The sequence below is a fragment of the Achromobacter sp. MYb9 genome, from assembly GCF_002975275.1.
GTDB lineage: Bacteria > Pseudomonadota > Gammaproteobacteria > Burkholderiales > Burkholderiaceae_B > Achromobacter.
On record NZ_PCOQ01000011.1, the window covers coordinates 15,512 to 35,081 of the forward strand.

Here is a 19,570-nt window from a genome sequence, read left to right on the forward strand (position 1 = left end):
GGTCGAACATGTCCACTTTGCTCACCATCGAAGGCGTGTCGATGCGGTTTGGCGCCTACCAGGCCCTGGACCGGATCGACCTGGACATCCAGCAGGGGGAATTCGTGGCCCTGCTGGGGCCCAGCGGCTGCGGCAAGACCACCTTGCTGCGCTCGATCGCCGGCTTCCTGAAGCCCGAATCGGGCCGCATCCTGATCGACGGCCAGGACATCAGCCGCCTGGCCGCGCACCATCGCCCACTGAACACGGTGTTCCAGAACTATGCGCTGTTCCCGCATATGACCGTGTCCGAGAATGTGGCCTACGGCCCGCGGCGGCAAGGCGCGTCGAAAACCGAGGCCGCCGAGCGCGCCGGCGCGGCGCTGGACATGGTCGGGCTGGCGGATTTTGGCCCGCGCTACCCGCGCGAGATGTCGGGCGGCCAGCAACAGCGCGTGGCGCTGGCGCGCGCCATCGTCAACCGGCCCAAGCTGCTGTTGCTGGACGAGCCGCTATCCGCGCTGGATCTGAAGCTGCGAAAGCGCATGCAGCTGGAACTCAAGCACCTGCAAGCCAAGCTGGGCATTGCCTTCATCTTCGTCACGCACGATCAGGAAGAGGCCATGACCATGGCCGACCGCGTCGTCGTCATGCACGCGGGACGCATCGAGCAGGTGGGCGCCGGCACGGACATCTATCGGCAACCCGCCACGCGCTTTGTCGCGGAGTTCATCGGCGATGCCAATTTCATATCGTTCACCGCATTGGATGGCGACACGCTGCAGTTGGACACGCAGGGTCTTCGCGTGCCGTTCGGCAAGCCCGCGCCCGCGCGTGGCGTGGCGGTGCTGCGCCCAGAAGACCTTCGGCTTCGTGGCGAAGCGGCCACCGATACCTGGACCGGCGCGGTCACCGACGTCATCAACGTGGGCAGCCACAGCATGATCCACGTGGACCTGGGCGGGCAGATCATCGTGGCGCGCCACGGCGGCATCGCGCCCACCGGGCTGCGGCCCGGCGCGACGGTCCATCTGGCGTTCGAGCCGGAACACCTGCACCTGATCGGTGAGCAACCATGAACGGGCGCGCCTGGCTCTCGCCCGGCCTGTTGCTGGCCGCGCCCGTGCTTTTTTTCGCGGCCTTCTTCCTGGCGCCGCTGGCGGTGGTGGCGTTGGCCAGCATCACGGGCGGGCCGGAAGGCATGACGCTGACCTTGCAGCAGTATGTGCGCGTGCTGGCCGATCAGTATCACTGGGACGTGATCCTGGTGACCTTCCGGCTGGCGTTCTTCACCACGGTCGTGTGCGTGATCCTGGGTTACCCCCTGGCCTGGTATCTGGTGCGCGTGGTGCGCTGGCAGGCTTGGCGGCGCTTCTGCGTGATCCTGCTGGTGGTGCCCCTGTTCACCAGCAACATCGTGCGCGCTTTCGGCTGGATGGTGCTGCTGGGCCGCAACGGGCTGGTCAACCAGGCGCTGGTGGGTGCCGGCGTGGCCGACCGTCCGGTGCGTTTCATCGGCACCGAGCTGGGCATCCTGATCGGCATGGTCTATGTGCTGCTGCCCTTCGTGGTGCTGGCCGTGGGCAACGCGCTGGCCCGGGTGGATCCGGCGTGCGAGCAGGCCTCCGCCGACCTGGGCGCCAGCCCTGCCTCGACGTTCTTCCATATCACCTGGCCGTTGACGTTGCCCGGCGTGGTGTCCGGCGCCATCATCGTCTTCACGCTGGCGGTCAGCGCCTATGTGACGCCCGCGCTGCTGTCAGGCGGCCGGATCTCGGTGCTGTCCATGCTGATCTTCCAGCAATACAGCTCGGTATTCGACTTCCATTACGGCGGCGCGCTAAGCATGGTGCTGCTGGTTTTCACCCTGATCCTGGTTGCGCTGGCAAACCGCGCCGCCGTCCTGCCCGGAGCCGCCCGATGATCGCCCGCACCCTGATCCGCCTGATCGCGCTGGCCGTGCTGGCGTACCTGGCCCTGCCGCTCGTGGTGATCCTGGGATCGTCGTTTACGGCCACGCCCTACCTGGCGTTTCCGCCGCAAGGCTGGACGCTGGAGTGGTACCGCACGCTGCTTGTCGAAGCCGGCTACGTGGCGGCATTCACGACCAGCACCGTGCTGGCGCTGGCGGCGACTCTTGCCGCGGTGGTGCTGACCGTGCCAGCCGCGCTGGCGATCGCGCGCTACGAATTCCCGGGCAAGGCCGCGCTGACGTCAGTGCTGATGTCGCCGCTGGTGTTGCCGCACATCGTGCTGGGCGCGGCGCTATTGCAGTACGGCGCGTACTTTGGGCTGACGCGCAGTTTCCTGTCGCTGTTGATCGGGCACATCGTCATCATCGCGCCGTTCGTGCTGCGGTCCACGCTGACGCTTCTGACGCCGGAACAACGCGCGCTGGAAGAGGCGTCGGCGGACCTGGGCGCCAACCCCTGGACCACGTTCTTCCTGGTGGTGCTGCCGCAGATCCGGCCGGGCATCGTGACCGGTTCCATCTTCGCGTTCATCTCGTCGTGGATCAACGTGGAGCTTTCCATTTTCAACACCACGGCGGACCTGAACACCATTCCCGTCAAGCTCTTCAACTATGTGCAGTACACGATCGATCCGACCATCGCAGCCGTATCGGGCGCCACGATTGTGGTTGCGGTGATCGCTATCGTCATCCTGGATTTGACCGTCGGATTGGACATGCTGTCCGAACGCGGCAAATAGTTTCCCCCATCTGCTTTTCCCCTTCATCCTACTTAGTCTGGAGCCACAGTCATGCGCAAGCAAGACGCGTTCGATGTCATCTATACCCATACCGAAGGCGAGCCCCTGTGCATCGTGCATAGCGGCATCCCCTACCCCGCCGGATCCAGCATCCTGGAAAAGCGGGCCTTCCTTGAACAGAACTACGACTGGCTGCGCCAGGCGCTGATGCGCGAGCCGCGCGGCCACAAAGACATGTTCGGCGTGTTCCTCACGCCGCCGTCCAGCCCGGAGTTCGATGCCGGCCTGATCTACATCGACGGCACCGAGTATTCGCACATGTGCGGCCACGGCACCATCGCCGTCAGCATGGCGATGGTGGCCAACGGCCTGGTGGCCCGCGGCAAGGATGGCATCACCAAGATCCGCTTCGAGACCACGGCCGGACTGGTCGTGTCGGAAGTCGCGTCCGAAGGCGAAAACGTGCTGTGGACGCGCTTCGAGAACGTGCCGGCGTACGTGGCGGCGCAGGACATTCCGGTGGAACTGCCGGGCTACGGCAAGCTGTCCGCCGACATCGTCTGGGGCGGGAACTACTTCGGCATCGTGGACCTGACGGGCTGCGATCTGCGGATTTCGCCGGACAACGGCACCGAGCTGTCGCGCATGGGCCTGATTGTGCGCGACCAGCTGAACGCGCGCCACCGCATCCAGCATCCGACCGAAGCGCACATCAACAACCTGAACTTCATCACGTTCTGGCACCCGCCCACGATCGAAGGCGCGTTCTACAAGAACGTGCACGTGTTCAGCGCCGGCCAGCTGGACCGGTCGCCCGGCGGCACCGGCACCAGCGCCATGATGGCCATGTTCGAGGCGCGCGGGAAGCTGGGCATGAACCAGCCGATCAAGTCGGAAGGCCTGCTGGGCAGCGGAACCTTCGAAGGCTGCCTGCTGGGCGAAGTGGACCTGAACGGCACGCGCGCCGTCCGCCCCACCGTCAAAGGCACCGCCAGCATCCTGGGCACCGCGCGCTGGGTGATCGACCGTAACGACCCGGTCGGCGCCGGCTTCCTGATCCGCTGAACCTGCCGGGCCGTGGGGGGGCGGCGCGCAGGACATCCCGTGCAAACGCATCGGTCTGCCACGCCCCCCTCATCCCATGGCCGTTCAGCCCGCGCCTGCGGCGTCTTCCAGGATCATTTCGGCACCGCGCTCGGCCACCATCATGACGGCGGCCTGCGTGTTGCCGGAAACCATCTTCGGCATCACCGAGGCGTCCACCACGCGCACTCCCGTCAGGCCGTTCACGCGCAAGCGCGCGTCGGTCACCGCGGCCGGGTCCGACCCCATGCGGCACGTGCCGATGGGGTGGTAGATCGTCTGCCCGTTGTGCCGCGCGAAGTCCAGCCATTGTTCGTCGCTTTCCACATCGGGGCCGGGACTGACCTCGGCATCGATGAACGGCCGCATGGCGGGTTGCCCCACGATGCGCCGCGCCGCTTTCATGCCGCCCACGAGGCTATCGCGGTCGATCTGCGCCGACAGGAAGTTGGGGCGGATCGACGGGCAGGCCAGTGGGTCCGCCGATTTGATGTGGATGCTGCCCTGCGATTCGGGCCGCAACTGCGCCACGCCGATCGTCATGCCCGGATGGCGGTCCAGGATGCGTTCGGCCGCGTTGGCGTAACTGGCGTGCACGAAGAAGAACTGCACATCGGGCGTGGGCAGGCCCGGCGCGCTCTTGACGAAGCCATGGACGAGACCCGTTCCCAAGGTCAGGATGCCTTTGTGGCGCGTGTAGTAGCGCGCCACCTGTTGCGCCAGCCGCCAACCGCGCGACATCTCGTTCAAGGTCACGGTGTTCTTCACCCGCCAATTCATGCGCGTGGCGAAGTGGTCGATATAGTTTTCGCCGACTTGCGGCTGCGCATGCGCCAGCGGGATGCCGAAGGACTGTAGCCGCGCCGGATCGCCCACGCCCGATAGTTCCAGCAGTTGCGGCGATTGCACCGCGCCCAGGCACACCAGGGTTTCCCGCCGCGCCCGCACCGTGTGCTCCTGACCATTCTGGCGGTACGCCACGCCCACGCAGCGCTTGCCCTCGAACAGCAGCCGCGTGACATGGGCGCCGCATTCCACCTTCAGGTTCTTGCGCCCCGCCGCCGGCCTCATGTACCCGTCCACCACGCTCCAGCGCCGGCCGCGATGCTGCAGCACTTGGTAATAGCCCACGCCTTCCTGGTTGCCGCTGTTGTAATCGGCGTTCAGCGGCTGGCCATCCTCTTGTGCGGCGCGCAGGAAGGCGTCGGACACGGGGAAGCGCTCGGCGACCTCTTCCAGATGCATCGGCCCATTCTTGCCGCGCGCGTCGCCGCCTGGCTCGTAGTGTTCAATTTTCCGGAAAATCCGCTCGGCCTGGGCATGCCCCCAACCGGTGGCGCCCGCCGCTTCCCAGCCGTCGTAATCCTGTGGCTGGCCGCGCACGTAGATCATGCCGTTGATCAAGGTAGACCCACCCACGCCCTTGCCGCGCGGCACGGCGATGGTGCGGCCGTGGACGTTGTCTTCGGGCTCGGTTGCAAAGCGCCAGTTGTAGTCCGGGTTGACCAGCAGTTTGGAGAAGCCCGCCGGAATCGAGATCCACATACTGCGCGCCTCGAAGCCCGCCTCCAGCATCAAGACGCGATGCTTGCCGTCGGCGCTTAGCCGGTTGGCCAGAATGCAGCCGGCCGTGCCGCCGCCCGCAATGATGAAATCGTAGTCGCCCATCTTTTTATCCACCCCGTCCTGGTATCCGCCGCATGCCTACTTCGCGGCGGTCACGCCCAGCATCTCGGCCATCAGCTCGATCTGGCAGGCCAGCATCGGCGCGCCGTAATGCACGTTGCAACCCTTGGCTTTTGCCGCCAGCAGCAGTGCCGTGTCCTGGGGTTGCATGATGACTTCGCATACCAGTTGGTCAGGTGTCAGCCTGTTGGTATCCAGCGGCAGCGCATCGCCTTCCTTCATGCCCAACGACGTGCCGTTGACCACCAGATCATGGCCGGCGGGATCCGGCGTACCGATCGTGATCCGGGCCTCGGGATGCAACGACAGGATGCGCGCCTTCAGGTCTTCGGCCTTGGCCGGCGTGCGATTGGCGATGGTCAACCGGGACACGCCCGCCTGGACCAGCGCAAAGCCGATGGCGTTGGCGGCGCCGCCGGCGCCCGCCAGGTAGGCACTTTTCCCTTGCACGGGCACGCCTGCGGTCAGCAGCCCCCGGACGAAGCCTTCGCCATCCAGCATGTGCGCCACCAGGCGGCCGTCGGCGTCGCGGCGCACCACGTTGGCCGCGCCGATCTTTGCGGCAACAGGCGTGACCTCGTCCACCAAATCCAGGATCGCGGTCTTGTGCGGCATCGTGACGATGACGCCGCCCAGGTTTTCAAGGCGACGCAGGCCGTCGACCACGGCGGCCAGATTGTCGGGCCGCGCATGGAAAGGCACGCACACACCGTCGAAGCCGATCTTGGCGAACAGCTCGTTCATGCGCTGCGGCGTTTTCACATGATGGATCGGGTCGGCCAGGATGCCGAACAGGCGCGTGTTTCCGCTGATTTCCTTCATTCTTTTCTCCGAAATGTCAGGCGTTGCCTGAGGTCTTGATCAATGCACGGGCCACCTCGCCGATGCCCGCGGCGTCCAGTTTGTAATGGGCGTAGAGCGTGGTGGGCGGCGCGATCAAACTGTACTCGTCATAAATGCCGTGACGCCGCAGGCGCGTGCCCGAGCCGGCATCCGCCAGCACTTCCGCGACCGCCGAACCCAGCCCGCCCAGCACGTTGTGTTCTTCCACCGTCATCATCAGGCGCGACTGCCCGGCCGCCGCCAGCACGGCGTCGCGGTCCAGCGGCTTGATGGTGGGCATGTCGATCACGCCCACCGACAGGCCGTCCTGGCGCAATTGCTCTGCCGCGGCCAGCGCCGCGTGCAGCGTGATCCCGCAAGCGATGATGTTCAGATCGCTGCCCCGGGAATGCACGATGGCGCGGCCGAATTCGAACGGCAGCCCGTCCTCATAGACTTGCGGGTCGCGGCCGCGCCCGATGCGGAAATAGATCGGCTCGGGCCAGTCGACCGAGGCCTTGATGGCGGACGCCAGTTGCGGACCATCCGCCGGCGAGACCACTGTCAGGCCAGCCAGCGCGCGCATGGTCGAGATGTCTTCGGTGGCATGGTGCGACGTGCCGTAGAACCCCAGGCTGATGCCGGTGTGGTGGCCGATCAGCCGAACCGGCAGCTTGGTGTAGGCCACGTCCATGCGGATCTGCTCACAACACAACAGGCCCAGGAACGACGCGAACGTCGCCACGAACGGCATCACGCCGGTGGTGGCCAGGCCGGCCGCCGCCGACACCATATTCTGTTCAGAGATGCCGAACTGGATGTAGCGGTCGGGGTAGGCCTCTGCAAAGCGGTTCAGGCCATTTGAATACTGCAGGTCGGCCGACCCCGCCACCACGGGGTGGCCGGCCTGCGCCAACTCGATCAGCGCGTCGGAAAGATAGGACAGCCCGGGGTTCACCGCATTCAGGGCGCGGTACTGCCAGGAGTCGGAGGAGAGAACTTGTGCCTGTGCCATTCAGATCTCGCGGGAGAGGATTTCGTCGATGGCGCTTTGCGCGTCTTGCGGCGCCAGATAGCCCAGGTGCCAGCCCGGCTCGGTTTCCATGTAGGAAACGCCTTTGCCCTTGATGGTCTTGGCGATCACGCAAGCCGGCTTGGCACGCGCGTCGTCGGCGCGCAGGCGCCGCAGCAGCGCCGTCAATGCATGCAGGTCGTGTCCGTCGACTTCGTGGACGTCCCAACCGAACGCCTGCCACTTCGCCGCCAACGACTCCACGCCCATCACGTCGTCCACCTTGCCGTCCAGCTGATAGCCGTTACGGTCAACGATGGCGATCAGGCGAGACAAGCGGTTGTGCGCAGCAAACAGCGCCGCTTCCCAGACCTGCCCTTCCTGCATCTCGCCGTCGCCCAGCATCACAAAGACGTTGAAGTCGCGCTGGCTCATGCGCCCGCCTACCGCCATGCCCACGCCGTTGGACAACGCGTGCCCGATGGACCCCGAACTGAAATCCACGCCCGGCACCTTGCTCATGTCGGGGTGGTCGCCCAAAGGGCTGCCCAGCCGGGTGTAGCCATCCAGCAGCTCGCGGTCGATGAAGCCATGGTCGGCCAGCACCGGAAACAAGCCGACGGCGGCATGGCCCTTGCCCATCAGGAAGCGGTCACGGTCCGGCCAGTGCGGCTCGCGCGGACGCAGCCGCATCACGTCGTAGTACAGCGAAGCGAATATCTCGGCGCACGAGAAGACCGAGCTGTAGTGCCCGACCTTGGCGATTTCGATAAGTCTGATTGTCTCCAGCCGGATGTGGCGGGCCTTTTCCCGCAGCATCCTGACTTCCCCCTCGGTGGGGGCCTCCTGGTGGTGGCGCATGGCGCGTCCTTTCTTCGTTAGGATATATGATATATAATATACCCATTGAGCTTGAATTGGCTATGGCGGGCTAGAATTCATTCCGGATTCACCCGTTCCCTCAATACAGCAAGCCCGAAACGTCATGCCCAGCCTCAAACCGGTAAAGAAAGAGAACCTCTCCGTCAGGGTCTATAACGAAATCCGCAATGCCCTGATCAACGGGCAGTACGAACCTGGCGAACGCCTGATCATTGGCGAACTGGCTCAAGAAATGGGCGTATCCATCACGCCTGTACGCGAGGCCATCTTTCGGCTGATCAGCGAACAGGGCCTGGAGATGCAGGCTGCCACGGCGGTCTACGTGCCCTACGTGAATTCGGAGAAACTGCGCGAGATCCAGCAGATCCGTTTCCACCTGGAAGGCATGGGTGCAGCCGAAGCCGCGCAGCACATCACGCGCAAGCAGCTGGACAACCTGATCGCCCTGCAGCGCGACTTCATTTCCTGCACGGCAACGGACCCCAAGCGCGCCAGCTATCTGAACCGCAAATTCCACTTCGCGATCCTGGAAGCCAGCAACAAGCCCATCCTGCGCAGCACGGTGGAATCGTTCTGGGTCATCACGGGCCCCATCCTGAAGGTGTTCCACATCAAGACGGCCGGCCTGGACTATTCCGAAAACGAGCACCGCCACGAAGCCGTGCTGCAAGCGCTGGAAGCGCGCGACTCCGAAGCTGCCCGCAGCGCCATCCAGGCCGACCTGGTCTGGGGCGGCAAGATCATGATCGACTGGTTGGTCGAACGCGAGAAAGAGCTCGACTACCGCCCTCCCGTGCCACGCAAATAGGAAGACTTCATGCTGAAGATTTTTGGGGCTCCCAGCCGCTACATACAAGGAGCGGGCGCGCTGGACGCCTTGGGCCAGTACGCTGCCTTGTTCGGCCGCCGCGCCGCCCTGGTCATCGACCGCTACGTCCATGGCGTGCTGGGCCCCCGAATCGAAGCCTTGTGCGCCGAACACGGCGTGGCGCTTGCGCCGCTGATCGTCGACGGCGACCTGACACCTGACCTCATCGCGCAACTGCGCGCGCAGGCCTCGCAGGCCGGCATCGACATGGTGATCGCGGTGGGCGGCGGCAAGTCGCTGGATGCGGGCAAGGCGGTGGCGAAGTCGGCCCACTGCCACCTGGTCACGGTGCCCACCGTGGCGTCCAACGACGCACCGACCAGCAAAAACTACGTGCTGTACGACGCGCATCACAACCTCCTGGCGGTCGAGCACATGCTGTTCAACCCCACGGTCGTGCTGGTGGACACCGCCATCATTGCAACGGCGCCCGCGCACTTCTTCCGCGCGGGCCTGGGCGACGCCATCTCTAAGAAGTTCGAAGCCGAACAATGCCAACGCAACGGCGGCAAGAACATGTACGACGGCGCCCCGCTGCTGTCCGCGCAGTTGATCGCCGACGGCTGCCTGCGCACGCTGCTGGCCGATGGCGTGGACGCCGTGGCAGCCGCCGGCACCGGTGAACCCACGCCGGCGTTCGAACGCGTGGTGGAAGCGATGATCCTCATGAGCGGTCTCGGTTTTGAAAGCGGCGGCCTGTCCATCGCCCACGCCCTGACGCGCGGACTGCCCAAGATCGGCGGCGTGGCGACCGCCTTGCATGGATTGCAGGTCGCGGTCGGCCTGTTGGTGCAGCTGGACCTTGAACAGCGCAGCGACGGCATGCTGGCAGACCTGACCCAGTGGTACGCCCAGGTGGGCCTGCCCACCACGCTACGCGAGTTAGGCGCCGCCGACACTCCCAGCGACGCCGACCTGACACTGGCCGCCGAACTGACCCTGAAGGCCCGCCACGCCGCCAATTTCGATCGCCCCCTGGACGTCGCCATGCTTGCCGACGCGCTGCGCCGCCACGCTTGAACCTGGCCGGCGCCGTCGCGCCGGCCAGCTGCCTTTGATCAGAACTTCACGTTCTCGCGGCCTTTCAGGCCGAGTTTGGCCCGCGTCTCTTCTGGCGTGGCCACTTCCAGGTTCAGCGCTTCCAGGATGGAACGGATGCGTTCGACCTGGACGCGGTTGGATTCCGCCAATTGGCCCGGTCCGATCCACAGCGAATCTTCCAGCCCGACGCGCACGTTCGACCCCATCGCCGCGCCGATGGTGGCCAGCGGCATCTGATTGCGGCCCGCGCCCAGGATCGACCATTCGTAGTCGTTGCCAAACAGCCGGTCGGCGGTGCGCTTCATGTGCATCAGGTCTTCCGGATGCGGACCGATGCCGCCCAGGATGCCGAACACCGACTGGATGAACGGCGGCGACTTCACCAGGCCGCGGTCCACGAAATGCGCCAGGTTGTACAGGTGGCTGATGTCGTAGCACTCGAACTCGAAACGCGTGCCGTTGGCGTTGCCCAGCGTCAGGATGGATTCGATGTCTTGATAGGTATTGCGGAAGATCAGCGAGCGGCTGTTCTCAAGATGTTCGCGCTCCCAATCGTGCTTGAAGTCCTGGAAGCGGTCCAGCATCGGGAACAGGCCGAAATTCATCGATCCCATGTTCAACGAGGCCAGCTCGGGCTGGAAGGTCGTGGCCGGGCGCATGCGCTCTTCCACCGTCATGTGCGGACTGCCGCCGGTAGTGATGTTGATGATGGCGTCGGTCTCGTTCTTGATCCGTTCCAGGAATGGCTTGAACAGCGCCGGGTCTTGCGACGGCTTGCCGGTCTGCGGATCGCGAGCGTGCAGGTGCAGCACCGCAGCGCCCGCCTTGGCCGCGCCGATGGCGGCTTCCGCGATCTCGTCCGCCGTGACCGGCAGGTGCGGCGACATGCTGGGCGTGTGGATGGCGCCCGTCACGGCGCAGGTAATGACGACTTTCTGTTTGGGCTTAGCCATGGTTGTCTCCGTTCTCTTGTTTGTGGCGCATCAGGCGCATCAGTTTTTCATCGCGCCAGAAGCGGCGCTTGGCAAGGTCTTCCTGCGGCAGCAGGCTGCGGCGTTCGTGCGCCAGCGCATCCACCAGCGCGCCGTCCCAGGCGACACATTCGCCCTGATCGGCGCCGATGGATTGGTACAGGCCGCCGTAGCGCGCGCAATAGTCGGCAATGCCGCCGGGCGCGTTCAGGTCGATCGTTTCGAACGGCCCCATGAACGACCAGCGCAATCCCAGGCCGTCCTTCACGGTCGCATCGATGTCTTCCACACTGGCAATGCCCTCCTTGGCCAGCCGGAAGGCTTCGTGCAGCAAGGCGCCCTGCAGGCGATTAAGAATGAAGCCTTCGATTTCGCGGCGCACGAGCACCGGCTTCTGGCCAATCGCCGTCATGGCGGCGTTCGCGGCCTCCAGCGCCTGGGCGCTGGTCCAGGGCGCGGGACATAGCTCCACGACGGGGATCAGGTAGGGCGGGTTGACCGGGTGCGCGACCAGGCAGCGATGGCGGCCGGCCAGATGTTCGGTGAACTGGCTGGCGGGGATGCTGGACGTCGAACTGCCGATGACCGCATCGGGGTCGGCTGCCGCGTCCAGTTCCGAAAACAACGCACGCTTGGTCTCGACTTTTTCCGGCGAATTCTCCTGGATGTAGCACGCCCCCTTGACCGCATCGGCCAGGCTGTCGGCCACCTGTACACGTTCGATGATGGCGTCTGCGCCCGTCAACAGACCCTGCGTTTCCAGTTCGTGCAGCTGTTGCAGGATCAGGGCTCGCGCCTCGGCCAGCATGGCCGCGTTGACGTCATACAGGCGCACATTCCAGCCCTTGCGCGCGAATACGATGGCCCATCCCTGGCCGATCAGCCCCGTTCCGATGATGGCGGCGCAACGCGCCTCGCGGCCGGCGCCCATCAGTAGAGCTTCTGCGTAAAGCCGTCCACCACGATGGCCTGCCCGGTGACGCTGCGGGCGGCTTCGCTGGCGTTGAACAGCACCATGTTGGCGATATCGCGCGCCGTGACCATGCGGCCCAGCACGGCCTGGTTCTCGTACTGCGCCGCGATCTCGTCCACCGGGCGGCCAAGCGTGTCGGCCTTGGCCGCGATGACCGCACGGATGCGCGGGCCTTCGACCGCGCCGGGCAGGATGGCGTTGACCCGGATTCCATGCGGCCCCAATTCAATCGCCAACGACTTCGTGAACCCGATCACCGCCCACTTGGATGCGGAATACACCGACCGACCAGCAAAGCCCAGGTGGCCGGCGGCGGACGAGAGGTTGATCATCACGCCGGCCTTGGACGCTTTCAACATGCCGATGGCTTGGCGCGCGCACAAGAACTGGCCCGTGATGTTCACGGCCAGCGTGCGGTCCCAATCGGCTTTGGACAGGGTTTCGACATAGCCCGTGGGCCCGGCCACACCCGCGTTATTGATCAGGATGTCCAGCCCGCCCAGCTTTTGCTTGACCGCTTTGAAGAGCGCGCCCACGCTGTCCTCGTCCGACACGTCCGCCACGGCGGTATGCACACCCGGCAATTCGGCGGGTAACGCGGCCAGACGCGTTTCATTCACGTCGCACACGAAAACCGTGGCGCCGGCGTGGTGAAAGACCTTGGCCATCTCCAGGCCCAGACCGTCCGCGCCGGCGGTGATCAGGACCCGTTTTCCGGCGAAATCGACTTCCTCGAACATGCTTTTGTCTCCTGGATTTTTATGGAAAGGCGTGTTCCAGATGATATAGGATATATGATTTGACGCGGCAATTTCTTGACTTTTGCCGGCGCCGATCATGCCAGGAAAGGTACGTTCGCCTGACGGAATATTGCGCTTGATTTCAGGCACCATCGGCCGCTAAGGCTTTATTCATGCGGCTTTAGGGAATTCCCCGATTCGGCTTGCTGTGACCCCAACTAGAATCCAAGGCGGGGTTTTCGTACCTGCCCGGCCCATATATCATATATTTAAAAAAGACGGACACTACTAAAAACAGTCCGCATCCCATACCGACAAAGGAGCGTAGACCGTGTTCAAGTTCAATAAGATTATTTTGGCGCTGGGCGTGTGCGGCGTCTTGGCAAGCGGCACCGCAGCGGCCGACATGAAAGTGGGCGCCCTCTTCCCGTTCAGCGGCGCGCTTGCGCTGCTTGGGCAAGAGAGCTATCGCGGCCTGGAACTGGCCGTGAACGAGATCAACGCCGCCGGCGGGGTCAACGGAGAGAAGATCGAAATCGTGAAGGCGGACGCCGTGGATCCGACGCAAGCCGTGTCGGAAACCAAGCGTTTGATCTCGGCCAATGTGGTCGGTGTGTTCGGCAGCTACGCCTCGGGCATTTCGTACGCGGCGTCGCCCGTGACGGAGCTGGCGGGCGTGCCTTATTTCGAGCTGGGCGCCACCGCCCACAAAATCACCACGCGCGGCTACAAGTACCTGTTCCGCAGCAACCCCAACACGGCGCTGTATGGCGTGTCGGTGGTCAACGCGCTGCATGACACCATCGCCCCCGGCATGGGGCTGAATCCCAAGGACATCAAGATCGGGATCATCCACGAAGACGGGCCCTATGGCACCGACGTGGCGGCCACCGAAAAGAAGCGTGCCCAGGAACTGGGCTACACGGTGGCCGAAGTGCTGCCGTATTCCGCCAAGACCGTGGACCTGTCGTCCCTGATCCTGCGCCTGAAGGGCGCCAAGGTCGACGTCGTGCTGCAAACGGCCTACCAGAACGACGCCATCCTGTTCTTCAGCCAGGCGCGCGCCGCGGGCTTCAAGCCCAAGGTCGTGATCGGCGCGGGCGGGGGCTATTCGCTGGCCGACACGGCCAAGGCGGTCGGCGCCGACATGAACGGCGTGTTCGACCTGGACTTCCCGCAGTCGTCCATCAACCCGGCCGGCGCGCCGGGCCTGGACAAGTTCCTCGAAGCCTACAAGTCCACCTACAAGAGCGACCCGCAATCCGGCCATAGCCTGACCAACTACGTGGGCGCCAAGGCGTTCTTCGAAGCCATCGGCAACGCCAAATCGACGGACAAGGACAAGATCCGCGCCGCGGTTCTGGCCTACAAGAAGCCGGCGGGCCAGACCGCCAACGGCTGGGCGTTCGAGTTCGGCGAAGACGGCCAGAACAATGCGTCCACGTTCTACGTGATGCAGTGGCAGGACGGCAAGCTTGTCACCATCGCACCCAGCAACCTCGCACTTGGCAAGCCTGTCTTCAAGAAGTAAGCGCGACGCCAGTGATCAGGCGCTTGGGGGCGCCTGACGTTTCCCGGGATTCGCGCACGCCGGCGCGGCCGTCTTCAACGCGGCCGTGCCGGCGCCGCATCCCGCTCTAAGAGGTTGCACCATGGATATTTTCATTCAACTGGTCATCAACGGCCTGTTGCTGGGCGGCGCATACACCATCATCAGCCTGGGGCTGACACTGATCTTCGGCGTCGTGCGTGTCGTGAACTTCGCGCACGGCGAATTCCTGATGATCGGCATGTACCTGGTCTATCTGATCGCCGCGCAATTCGGCGTCCACCCGTATGTGGGGCTGGTTCCTGTTGCGGTGATTCTTTTCGCGCTGGGCGCGCTGACGCAAAAAGGCATCATCCAGCCGTTGCTGAACGCCGACCAGCACATCCAGATTTTCGCCACGGTGGGCGTGTCCACCATCTTGCTGAACCTGGCGCTGGTGATCTTCGGCGCCAACGTGTATCGCGCGCCGGTGGAACTGGGTACGAACGCCATCGACGTGGGCAACTTCTCGATGGTGACGGGCCAGTTGATCACCTTCGTGATCGGCATCAGCCTGGCCGTGTTGCTGCACCTGTTCATGCATCGCACCTATCTGGGCCGCGCGCTGCGCGCCGTGGCGCAGCACCGCTATGCCGCCACGCTGATGGGCGTGAACGTGAACAACGTGTACGCCATCGCCTTCGGCCTGGGCACGGCATTCGTCGGTATCGCCGCAGGCCTGCTGGCGCCGCAGTATCCGGTATTCCCGACGGTCGGCACGTACTTCGTGCTGACGGCATTCGTGATCGTGGTGCTGGGCGGCCTGGGCAGCCTGTACGGCGCCGTCGCCGGCTCCATGATCATCGGTATCGTCGATACGCTGGCCGGCTATTACATCGCCCCCGACCTGAAAGAGGTCGTGTATTTCGGGATCTTCCTCTTGATCCTTGTCCTGCGACCGAACGGCCTGTTCGGCGTCGGCACAGAGTGATCAGAGCCACAAGGAGCGAGACGTGTTTCCCGACTTTCGAAGCCCCAAAGCCTACGTCAGCCTGATTTTGCTGATCGTGATGTTCCTCGTGCCCGCCGTCATGGGCACGCCTTTCTGGACCAACCTTTTTGTCTTGCTGTTCGTCTTCGCCTCGCTGTCCGTGGCGTGGAATATCGTCGGCGGCTACGCCGGCCAACTATCGCTGGGCCATGCCGTGTTCTACGGCATCGGCGGCTACACCGCGACGCTGCTGACGCAGAACTTCGGCATTTCGCCCTGGATCGGCATGTTGGCGGGCGCGGCCATCTCGGCGGCGGTCGCCATCGTGATCAGCTATCCCACGCTGCGGCTGCGCGGGCCCTTCTTCGCGCTGGCCACCATCGCCATCCTGGAAGTGGTGCGGCTGCTGGTGATCCACGAGGAAAGCTGGACGGGCGGTTCCAGCGGCATCAGCCTGCCGTTGAATATCGGCTGGGCGTGGATCGTGTTCCGCGAAAAGATGAACTACGTGATCATCGCCTTCGGCCTGTTCCTGTTCGTCACGTGGGTGTCGTGGTACGTGCGCAAATCGCGCATCGGCCACTACCTGATCGCGATCCGCGAACGCGAGGACGCCGCGCTGGCCGTGGGCATCCACACCGTGCGGGTGAAGATCATCGCGGCGGTCGTGTCGGCCATGCTGACCAGCATCATCGGCACCTTCCACATCACCTACCTGACCTTCGTGGACCCCAGCTCGGCGTTTTCGCTGGAGCTGTCGATCCAGGTGGCCATGTTCGCGCTGATCGGCGGGCTGGGCACGGTGGCGGGCCCGATCGCGGGCACCTTCCTGGTGCTGCCCATCGCGGAACTGGCGCGCGGATGGTTGTCCAGCGTGGGCAACGGCATGCACGGGCTGATCTACGGCCTGATCCTGGTCGCCGTGGTGCTGACCATTCCGCGTGGCCTGGCCGGCGCGTTCGGCCCCGCGATCGAACGCGGGCTGGCACGGTTGCCGTATCTGGGACAGCCCCGCAAGAAGCTCAAGCTGGCCGACGAACTGCGCTTGCACAACGCCACCCGTTCCGAGCAGCCGGTACTGAAGGCCGACAAGCTGTTCAAGAGCTTTGGCGGTCTACGCGCCACCAACGACGTATCGCTGACCCTGAACCAGAACGAGATCCTGGGGATGATCGGGCCTAACGGCGCGGGCAAGACGACCGTGTTCAATTTGCTGTCGGGCTTCCTGTCGCCGGACAAGGGCGGCATTTCGATGCTGGACGCGGAGGGCAACTGGGTCACCTGCAAGACGCCGGACGAGTACGCGCACATGGGGTTGGGCCGCACATTCCAGATCGCCAAACCGTTTACGGGCCTGACGGTACTTGAGAACATCATGCTGGGCGCGTTCATCCGCACCTCAAGCCGCGACGAAGCCGAGCAGATCGCCCTGAAGGTGGCCGAGCAGACGGATCTGGTCAAGTACCTGAACACCGAAGCGCGCAGTCTGACGGTGGGCGGCATGAAGCGGCTGGAAATTGCCCGCGCGTTGGCCATCAAACCGCGCATCCTGCTGCTGGACGAAGTGATGGCGGGGCTGAACCCCACCGACATCGAGAAGTCCATCCAGATGATCCGGCGCATCCGCGATTCGGGCGTGTCGGTGCTGCTGATCGAACACATGATGCAGGCCACGATGGCGCTGTCAGACCGCATCATCGTGCTGAACGAAGGCGCCGTGCTGGTCAGCGGCGCGCCCAAGGACGTGGTCGAGAACCCGGCCGTCATCGAAGCCTATTTGGGCAAGGAGTATCAGGATGCTTAAGGTGACGAACCTGTCGTCGGGCTATGGCAAGAGCCAGGTGCTGAACGGCCTGAACTTCGAGGTCAACGCGGGCGAGATCGTCACCCTGATCGGCGCCAATGGCGCGGGCAAGACGACCACGCTGAAGACCCTGTGCGGCGTCATCCCCGCCATGCAGGGCAAGGTGGAATTCGAAGGCCAGGACCTGACCAACCGCAATCCGTATGACATCGTGGACGCGGGCATCACCATGATTCCCGAGGGCCGCCAGCTGTTTCCGCACTTCACGGTGAAGGACAATCTGCTGATGGGCTCGTACAAGCGCGCCGCGCGCCCCATCGTGGCCCGCAAGCTGGAAGAGGTGTTGCGCATTTTCCCGCGGGTAAAAGAGCGGCTGTCGCAATACGCGGGCTCGCTATCGGGTGGTGAACAGCAGATGGTGGCGATCGCACGCGGCATGATGGCGGATCCGAAGCTGCTGGTGTTCGATGAGCCGTCGCTGGGCCTGTCGCCGCTGCTGGTGCAGCAGATGTTCGACATCATCCGCGACGTGACCTCGCACGGCGTCACGGTGCTGTTGGTGGAACAGAATGTGTTTCGCACGCTGCGGCTGGCCGACCGGGGCTACGTGCTGGAGAACGGCGCCATCGTGCGGACCGGCACCGGCGCCGAATTGCTTAGCGACCCCCATGTGAAAAAGGCCTATCTGGGCCATTGACGACACCAGGACCCCTTCTTATGACTCTACGCTGCACATTCATCGACCACGGCAAGGGCGGCGCGCCCGATTGCATGCACGTCGCCCAACGCGACATGGCCGCGCCCACAGGCCGGCAGGTCTTGATCGAGGTCGCTTATGCCGGCGTCAACCGCCCCGACGTGCTGCAGCGCTCTGGCTCGTATCCGCCACCACCGGGCGCATCGCCCTACCTGGGGCTGGAAGTGTCGGGCGCCATCATCGCCGTCGGCCCGGACGTCACGGCCTGGAAGGTCGGCGATGCCGTCTGCGCCCTGACGCCGGGCGGTGGCTACGCCCAATACTGCCTGGCCGACGAACGCCATTGCCTGCCCGTGCCGCGCGGCATGGACATGCTGTCCGCCGCCGCCATCCCGGAAAACTACTTCACGGTCTGGACCAACGTGTTCGACCGCGCCCGCCTGTCGGCCGGCGAGAAATTCCTGGTGCATGGCGGCTCCAGCGGCATCGGCCTGACCGCCATCCAGCTGGCCCGCGCGTTCGGCGCCGAAGTCTGGACCACGGTTGGCAACCCGGCCAAGGCGGATGCCTGCCTGAAGGCCGGCGCGCACCATGCGGTGCTGTACCGCGACGCGGACTTTGAAGCCGAAGTGCGGCAAGCCACTGGCGGCGCCGGCGTGGACGTGATCCTGGACATGGTGGGCGGCGCCTACATCAACAAGAACCTCCGCCTGCTTGCCGTGAATGGCCGGCTGGTGCAGATCGCCTTCCTGGAGGGCAGCAAGGCTGAAATCGACGCGCTGCCCATCATGATCAAGCGGCTGCAATTCACGGGATCGACGTTGCGCCCGCGCTCGGACGACGACAAGGGCGACATCGCGCGGTCCTTGGCCGAGAAGGTCGTGCCGCTGATGGAGCAAGGGCAATGCCTGCCCCTGATCCATGAAGTGTTCCCGCTGGCCCAGGCCGCCCAGGCCCACGCCTTGATGGAAAGCAGCAAGCACATCGGCAAGATCATGCTGAAGGTGCAGGCATGAGCGGCCGCTTCCAGGATCAGGTCGCCATCGTGACAGGCGCGGTGGGGGGCATCGGCTCGGCCATCGTCGAGAGTTTTCTGGCCGAAGGCGGCCGCGTCGGGCTGATCGATTTCAACTCGCAGGCGGGCCAGGCGTTCGAGAAAGAACTGCGCAAGCACGGCCACGAGGTGGCCTTCGTCCACGCCGATGTGGCGCATTACGATCAATGCCAGGCGGCCTACGACCGCATCACGTCCGAGTTGGGGCCGGCGACCATCCTGGTGAACAACGTCGGCATTTCGCCCAAGACGGACGGACGCGCGCTGAAGGTCTGGGAGATGCCGCCCGGCGAATGGGATAGCGTGGTGTCGGTGAACCTGAATAGCGTGTTCTACATGACGCATCTGGCCACGCCGCACATGGTCAAGCAACGCCAGGGCCGCGTGATCAACATGTCATCGGTGGCGGGCAAGGCTTACTGCGATATCGTGGCGGCGCACTACGCGGCGACCAAGGCCGGCCTGATTGGCCTGACCCGCCACTGGGCAGCCGAGCTGGGGGAATTCGATGTGACGGTGAACGCGCTGGCGCCGGGGCGCATCAGTACGCCGTTGCTGAAAAGCGTGCCGAAAGCCATCAATGACGCCGTGGCGCAGGTGACCGCGCTGCGCCGCCTGGGAACCCCCGAGGAAGTGGCCGATGCCTGCCTGTTCTTCGCGTCCGACCAGGCCAGGTTCGTCACCGGCCAGGTCCTGGACGTGGCCGGTGGATGGTTGATGACTTGAA

General features: G+C 64.5%; 19 protein-coding genes. 12 read left to right on the forward strand and 7 right to left on the reverse strand.

The features are described from left to right. Positions 1 to 8 precede the first annotated feature (8 nt). Genes CQ050_RS16885 through CQ050_RS16900 form a run of 4 tightly spaced genes read left to right on the forward strand, consistent with a single transcriptional unit; the run spans position 9 to position 3,756 of the window. Positions 9 to 1,058, forward strand: coding sequence for an ABC transporter ATP-binding protein (locus tag CQ050_RS16885; protein ID WP_105557987.1), 1,050 nt, complete (start codon positions 9 to 11; stop codon positions 1,056 to 1,058). Continuing rightward, the gene (locus tag CQ050_RS16890) at positions 1,055 to 1,903 is read left to right on the forward strand and encodes an ABC transporter permease (RefSeq protein ID WP_105557988.1); all 849 of its coding nucleotides are present in this window, start codon (positions 1,055 to 1,057) and stop codon (positions 1,901 to 1,903) included. The genes CQ050_RS16885 and CQ050_RS16890 overlap by 4 nt, the downstream gene beginning before the upstream one ends. Then, complete coding sequence (locus CQ050_RS16895; RefSeq protein ID WP_105557989.1) at positions 1,900 to 2,691, forward strand: ABC transporter permease; 792 nt, start codon at positions 1,900 to 1,902, stop codon at positions 2,689 to 2,691. The genes CQ050_RS16890 and CQ050_RS16895 overlap by 4 nt, the downstream gene beginning before the upstream one ends. Before the next feature lie 51 nt (positions 2,692 to 2,742). Beyond that, entirely contained in the window at positions 2,743 to 3,756 is a 1,014-nt protein-coding gene (locus CQ050_RS16900; protein ID WP_105557990.1) for a proline racemase family protein, read from the forward strand. Between the two features lie 84 nt (positions 3,757 to 3,840). On the opposite strand, the gene CQ050_RS16905 is transcribed toward CQ050_RS16900, so the two are convergent. The 4 genes from CQ050_RS16905 to CQ050_RS16920 are packed head-to-tail and all read right to left on the reverse strand — an operon-like array spanning position 3,841 to position 8,155. Then, positions 3,841 to 5,442, reverse strand: a complete 1,602-nt coding sequence (locus tag CQ050_RS16905; protein ID WP_105557991.1) for a GMC family oxidoreductase — start codon at positions 5,440 to 5,442, stop codon at positions 3,841 to 3,843. Between the two features lie 36 nt (positions 5,443 to 5,478). Further along, positions 5,479 to 6,282, reverse strand: a complete 804-nt coding sequence (locus tag CQ050_RS16910; protein WP_105557992.1) for a shikimate dehydrogenase — start codon at positions 6,280 to 6,282, stop codon at positions 5,479 to 5,481. Between the two features lie 16 nt (positions 6,283 to 6,298). Then, the gene (locus tag CQ050_RS16915) at positions 6,299 to 7,297 is read right to left on the reverse strand and encodes a transketolase family protein (RefSeq protein ID WP_105557993.1); all 999 of its coding nucleotides are present in this window, start codon (positions 7,295 to 7,297) and stop codon (positions 6,299 to 6,301) included. Further along, positions 7,298 to 8,155, reverse strand: coding sequence for a transketolase (locus CQ050_RS16920; RefSeq protein WP_105557994.1), 858 nt, complete (start codon positions 8,153 to 8,155; stop codon positions 7,298 to 7,300). A 124-nt stretch (positions 8,156 to 8,279) separates the two neighbouring features. On the opposite strand from CQ050_RS16920, the gene CQ050_RS16925 reads away from it, so the two are divergent. Then, a complete protein-coding gene (locus CQ050_RS16925) occupies positions 8,280 to 8,984 on the forward strand; it encodes a GntR family transcriptional regulator (protein ID WP_105557995.1) in 705 nt (234 codons plus the stop codon). A gap of 9 nt (positions 8,985 to 8,993) precedes the next feature. Then, the gene (locus CQ050_RS16930) at positions 8,994 to 10,064 is read left to right on the forward strand and encodes a glycerol dehydrogenase (protein ID WP_105557996.1); all 1,071 of its coding nucleotides are present in this window, start codon (positions 8,994 to 8,996) and stop codon (positions 10,062 to 10,064) included. Between the two features lie 38 nt (positions 10,065 to 10,102). Here CQ050_RS16930 and CQ050_RS16935 read toward each other — a convergent pair whose 3' ends face one another. From CQ050_RS16935 to CQ050_RS16945, 3 genes are read right to left on the reverse strand one after another with little or no spacing between them, the layout of a single operon-like run. Beyond that, positions 10,103 to 11,038, reverse strand: a complete 936-nt coding sequence (locus CQ050_RS16935; RefSeq protein ID WP_105557997.1) for a 3-keto-5-aminohexanoate cleavage protein — start codon at positions 11,036 to 11,038, stop codon at positions 10,103 to 10,105. Further along, positions 11,031 to 11,987, reverse strand: coding sequence for a 3-hydroxyacyl-CoA dehydrogenase (locus CQ050_RS16940; protein WP_105557998.1), 957 nt, complete (start codon positions 11,985 to 11,987; stop codon positions 11,031 to 11,033). Before CQ050_RS16940 ends, CQ050_RS16935 begins: the two co-directional genes overlap by 8 nt. Next, positions 11,987 to 12,769 (reverse strand): SDR family oxidoreductase, encoded by a 783-nt coding sequence (locus CQ050_RS16945; RefSeq protein WP_105558143.1) that lies wholly within the window; start codon positions 12,767 to 12,769, stop codon positions 11,987 to 11,989. Before CQ050_RS16945 ends, CQ050_RS16940 begins: the two co-directional genes overlap by 1 nt. Positions 12,770 to 13,100: 331 nt before the next feature. On the opposite strand from CQ050_RS16945, the gene CQ050_RS16950 reads away from it, so the two are divergent. From CQ050_RS16950 to CQ050_RS16975, 6 genes are all read left to right on the forward strand, one after another. After that, a complete protein-coding gene (locus CQ050_RS16950) occupies positions 13,101 to 14,300 on the forward strand; it encodes an ABC transporter substrate-binding protein (protein WP_105557999.1) in 1,200 nt (399 codons plus the stop codon). A gap of 121 nt (positions 14,301 to 14,421) precedes the next feature. Beyond that, positions 14,422 to 15,288, forward strand: a complete 867-nt coding sequence (locus tag CQ050_RS16955; RefSeq protein ID WP_046806196.1) for a branched-chain amino acid ABC transporter permease — start codon at positions 14,422 to 14,424, stop codon at positions 15,286 to 15,288. A gap of 22 nt (positions 15,289 to 15,310) precedes the next feature. Then, positions 15,311 to 17,092 carry an ATP-binding cassette domain-containing protein gene (locus CQ050_RS16960; RefSeq protein WP_105558000.1) on the forward strand — a complete coding sequence of 594 codons (1,782 nt, stop codon included), beginning with the start codon at positions 15,311 to 15,313 and terminating at the stop codon, positions 17,090 to 17,092. Further along, entirely contained in the window at positions 17,085 to 17,789 is a 705-nt protein-coding gene (locus CQ050_RS16965; RefSeq protein WP_105558001.1) for an ABC transporter ATP-binding protein, read from the forward strand. Before CQ050_RS16960 ends, CQ050_RS16965 begins: the two co-directional genes overlap by 8 nt. A gap of 20 nt (positions 17,790 to 17,809) precedes the next feature. Continuing rightward, positions 17,810 to 18,805, forward strand: a complete 996-nt coding sequence (locus tag CQ050_RS16970) for an NAD(P)H-quinone oxidoreductase (protein ID WP_105558002.1) — start codon at positions 17,810 to 17,812, stop codon at positions 18,803 to 18,805. Further along, positions 18,802 to 19,569, forward strand: coding sequence for an SDR family NAD(P)-dependent oxidoreductase (locus tag CQ050_RS16975; RefSeq protein ID WP_105558003.1), 768 nt, complete (start codon positions 18,802 to 18,804; stop codon positions 19,567 to 19,569). Before CQ050_RS16970 ends, CQ050_RS16975 begins: the two co-directional genes overlap by 4 nt. The last annotated feature ends 1 nt before the right edge of the window (position 19,570 follow it).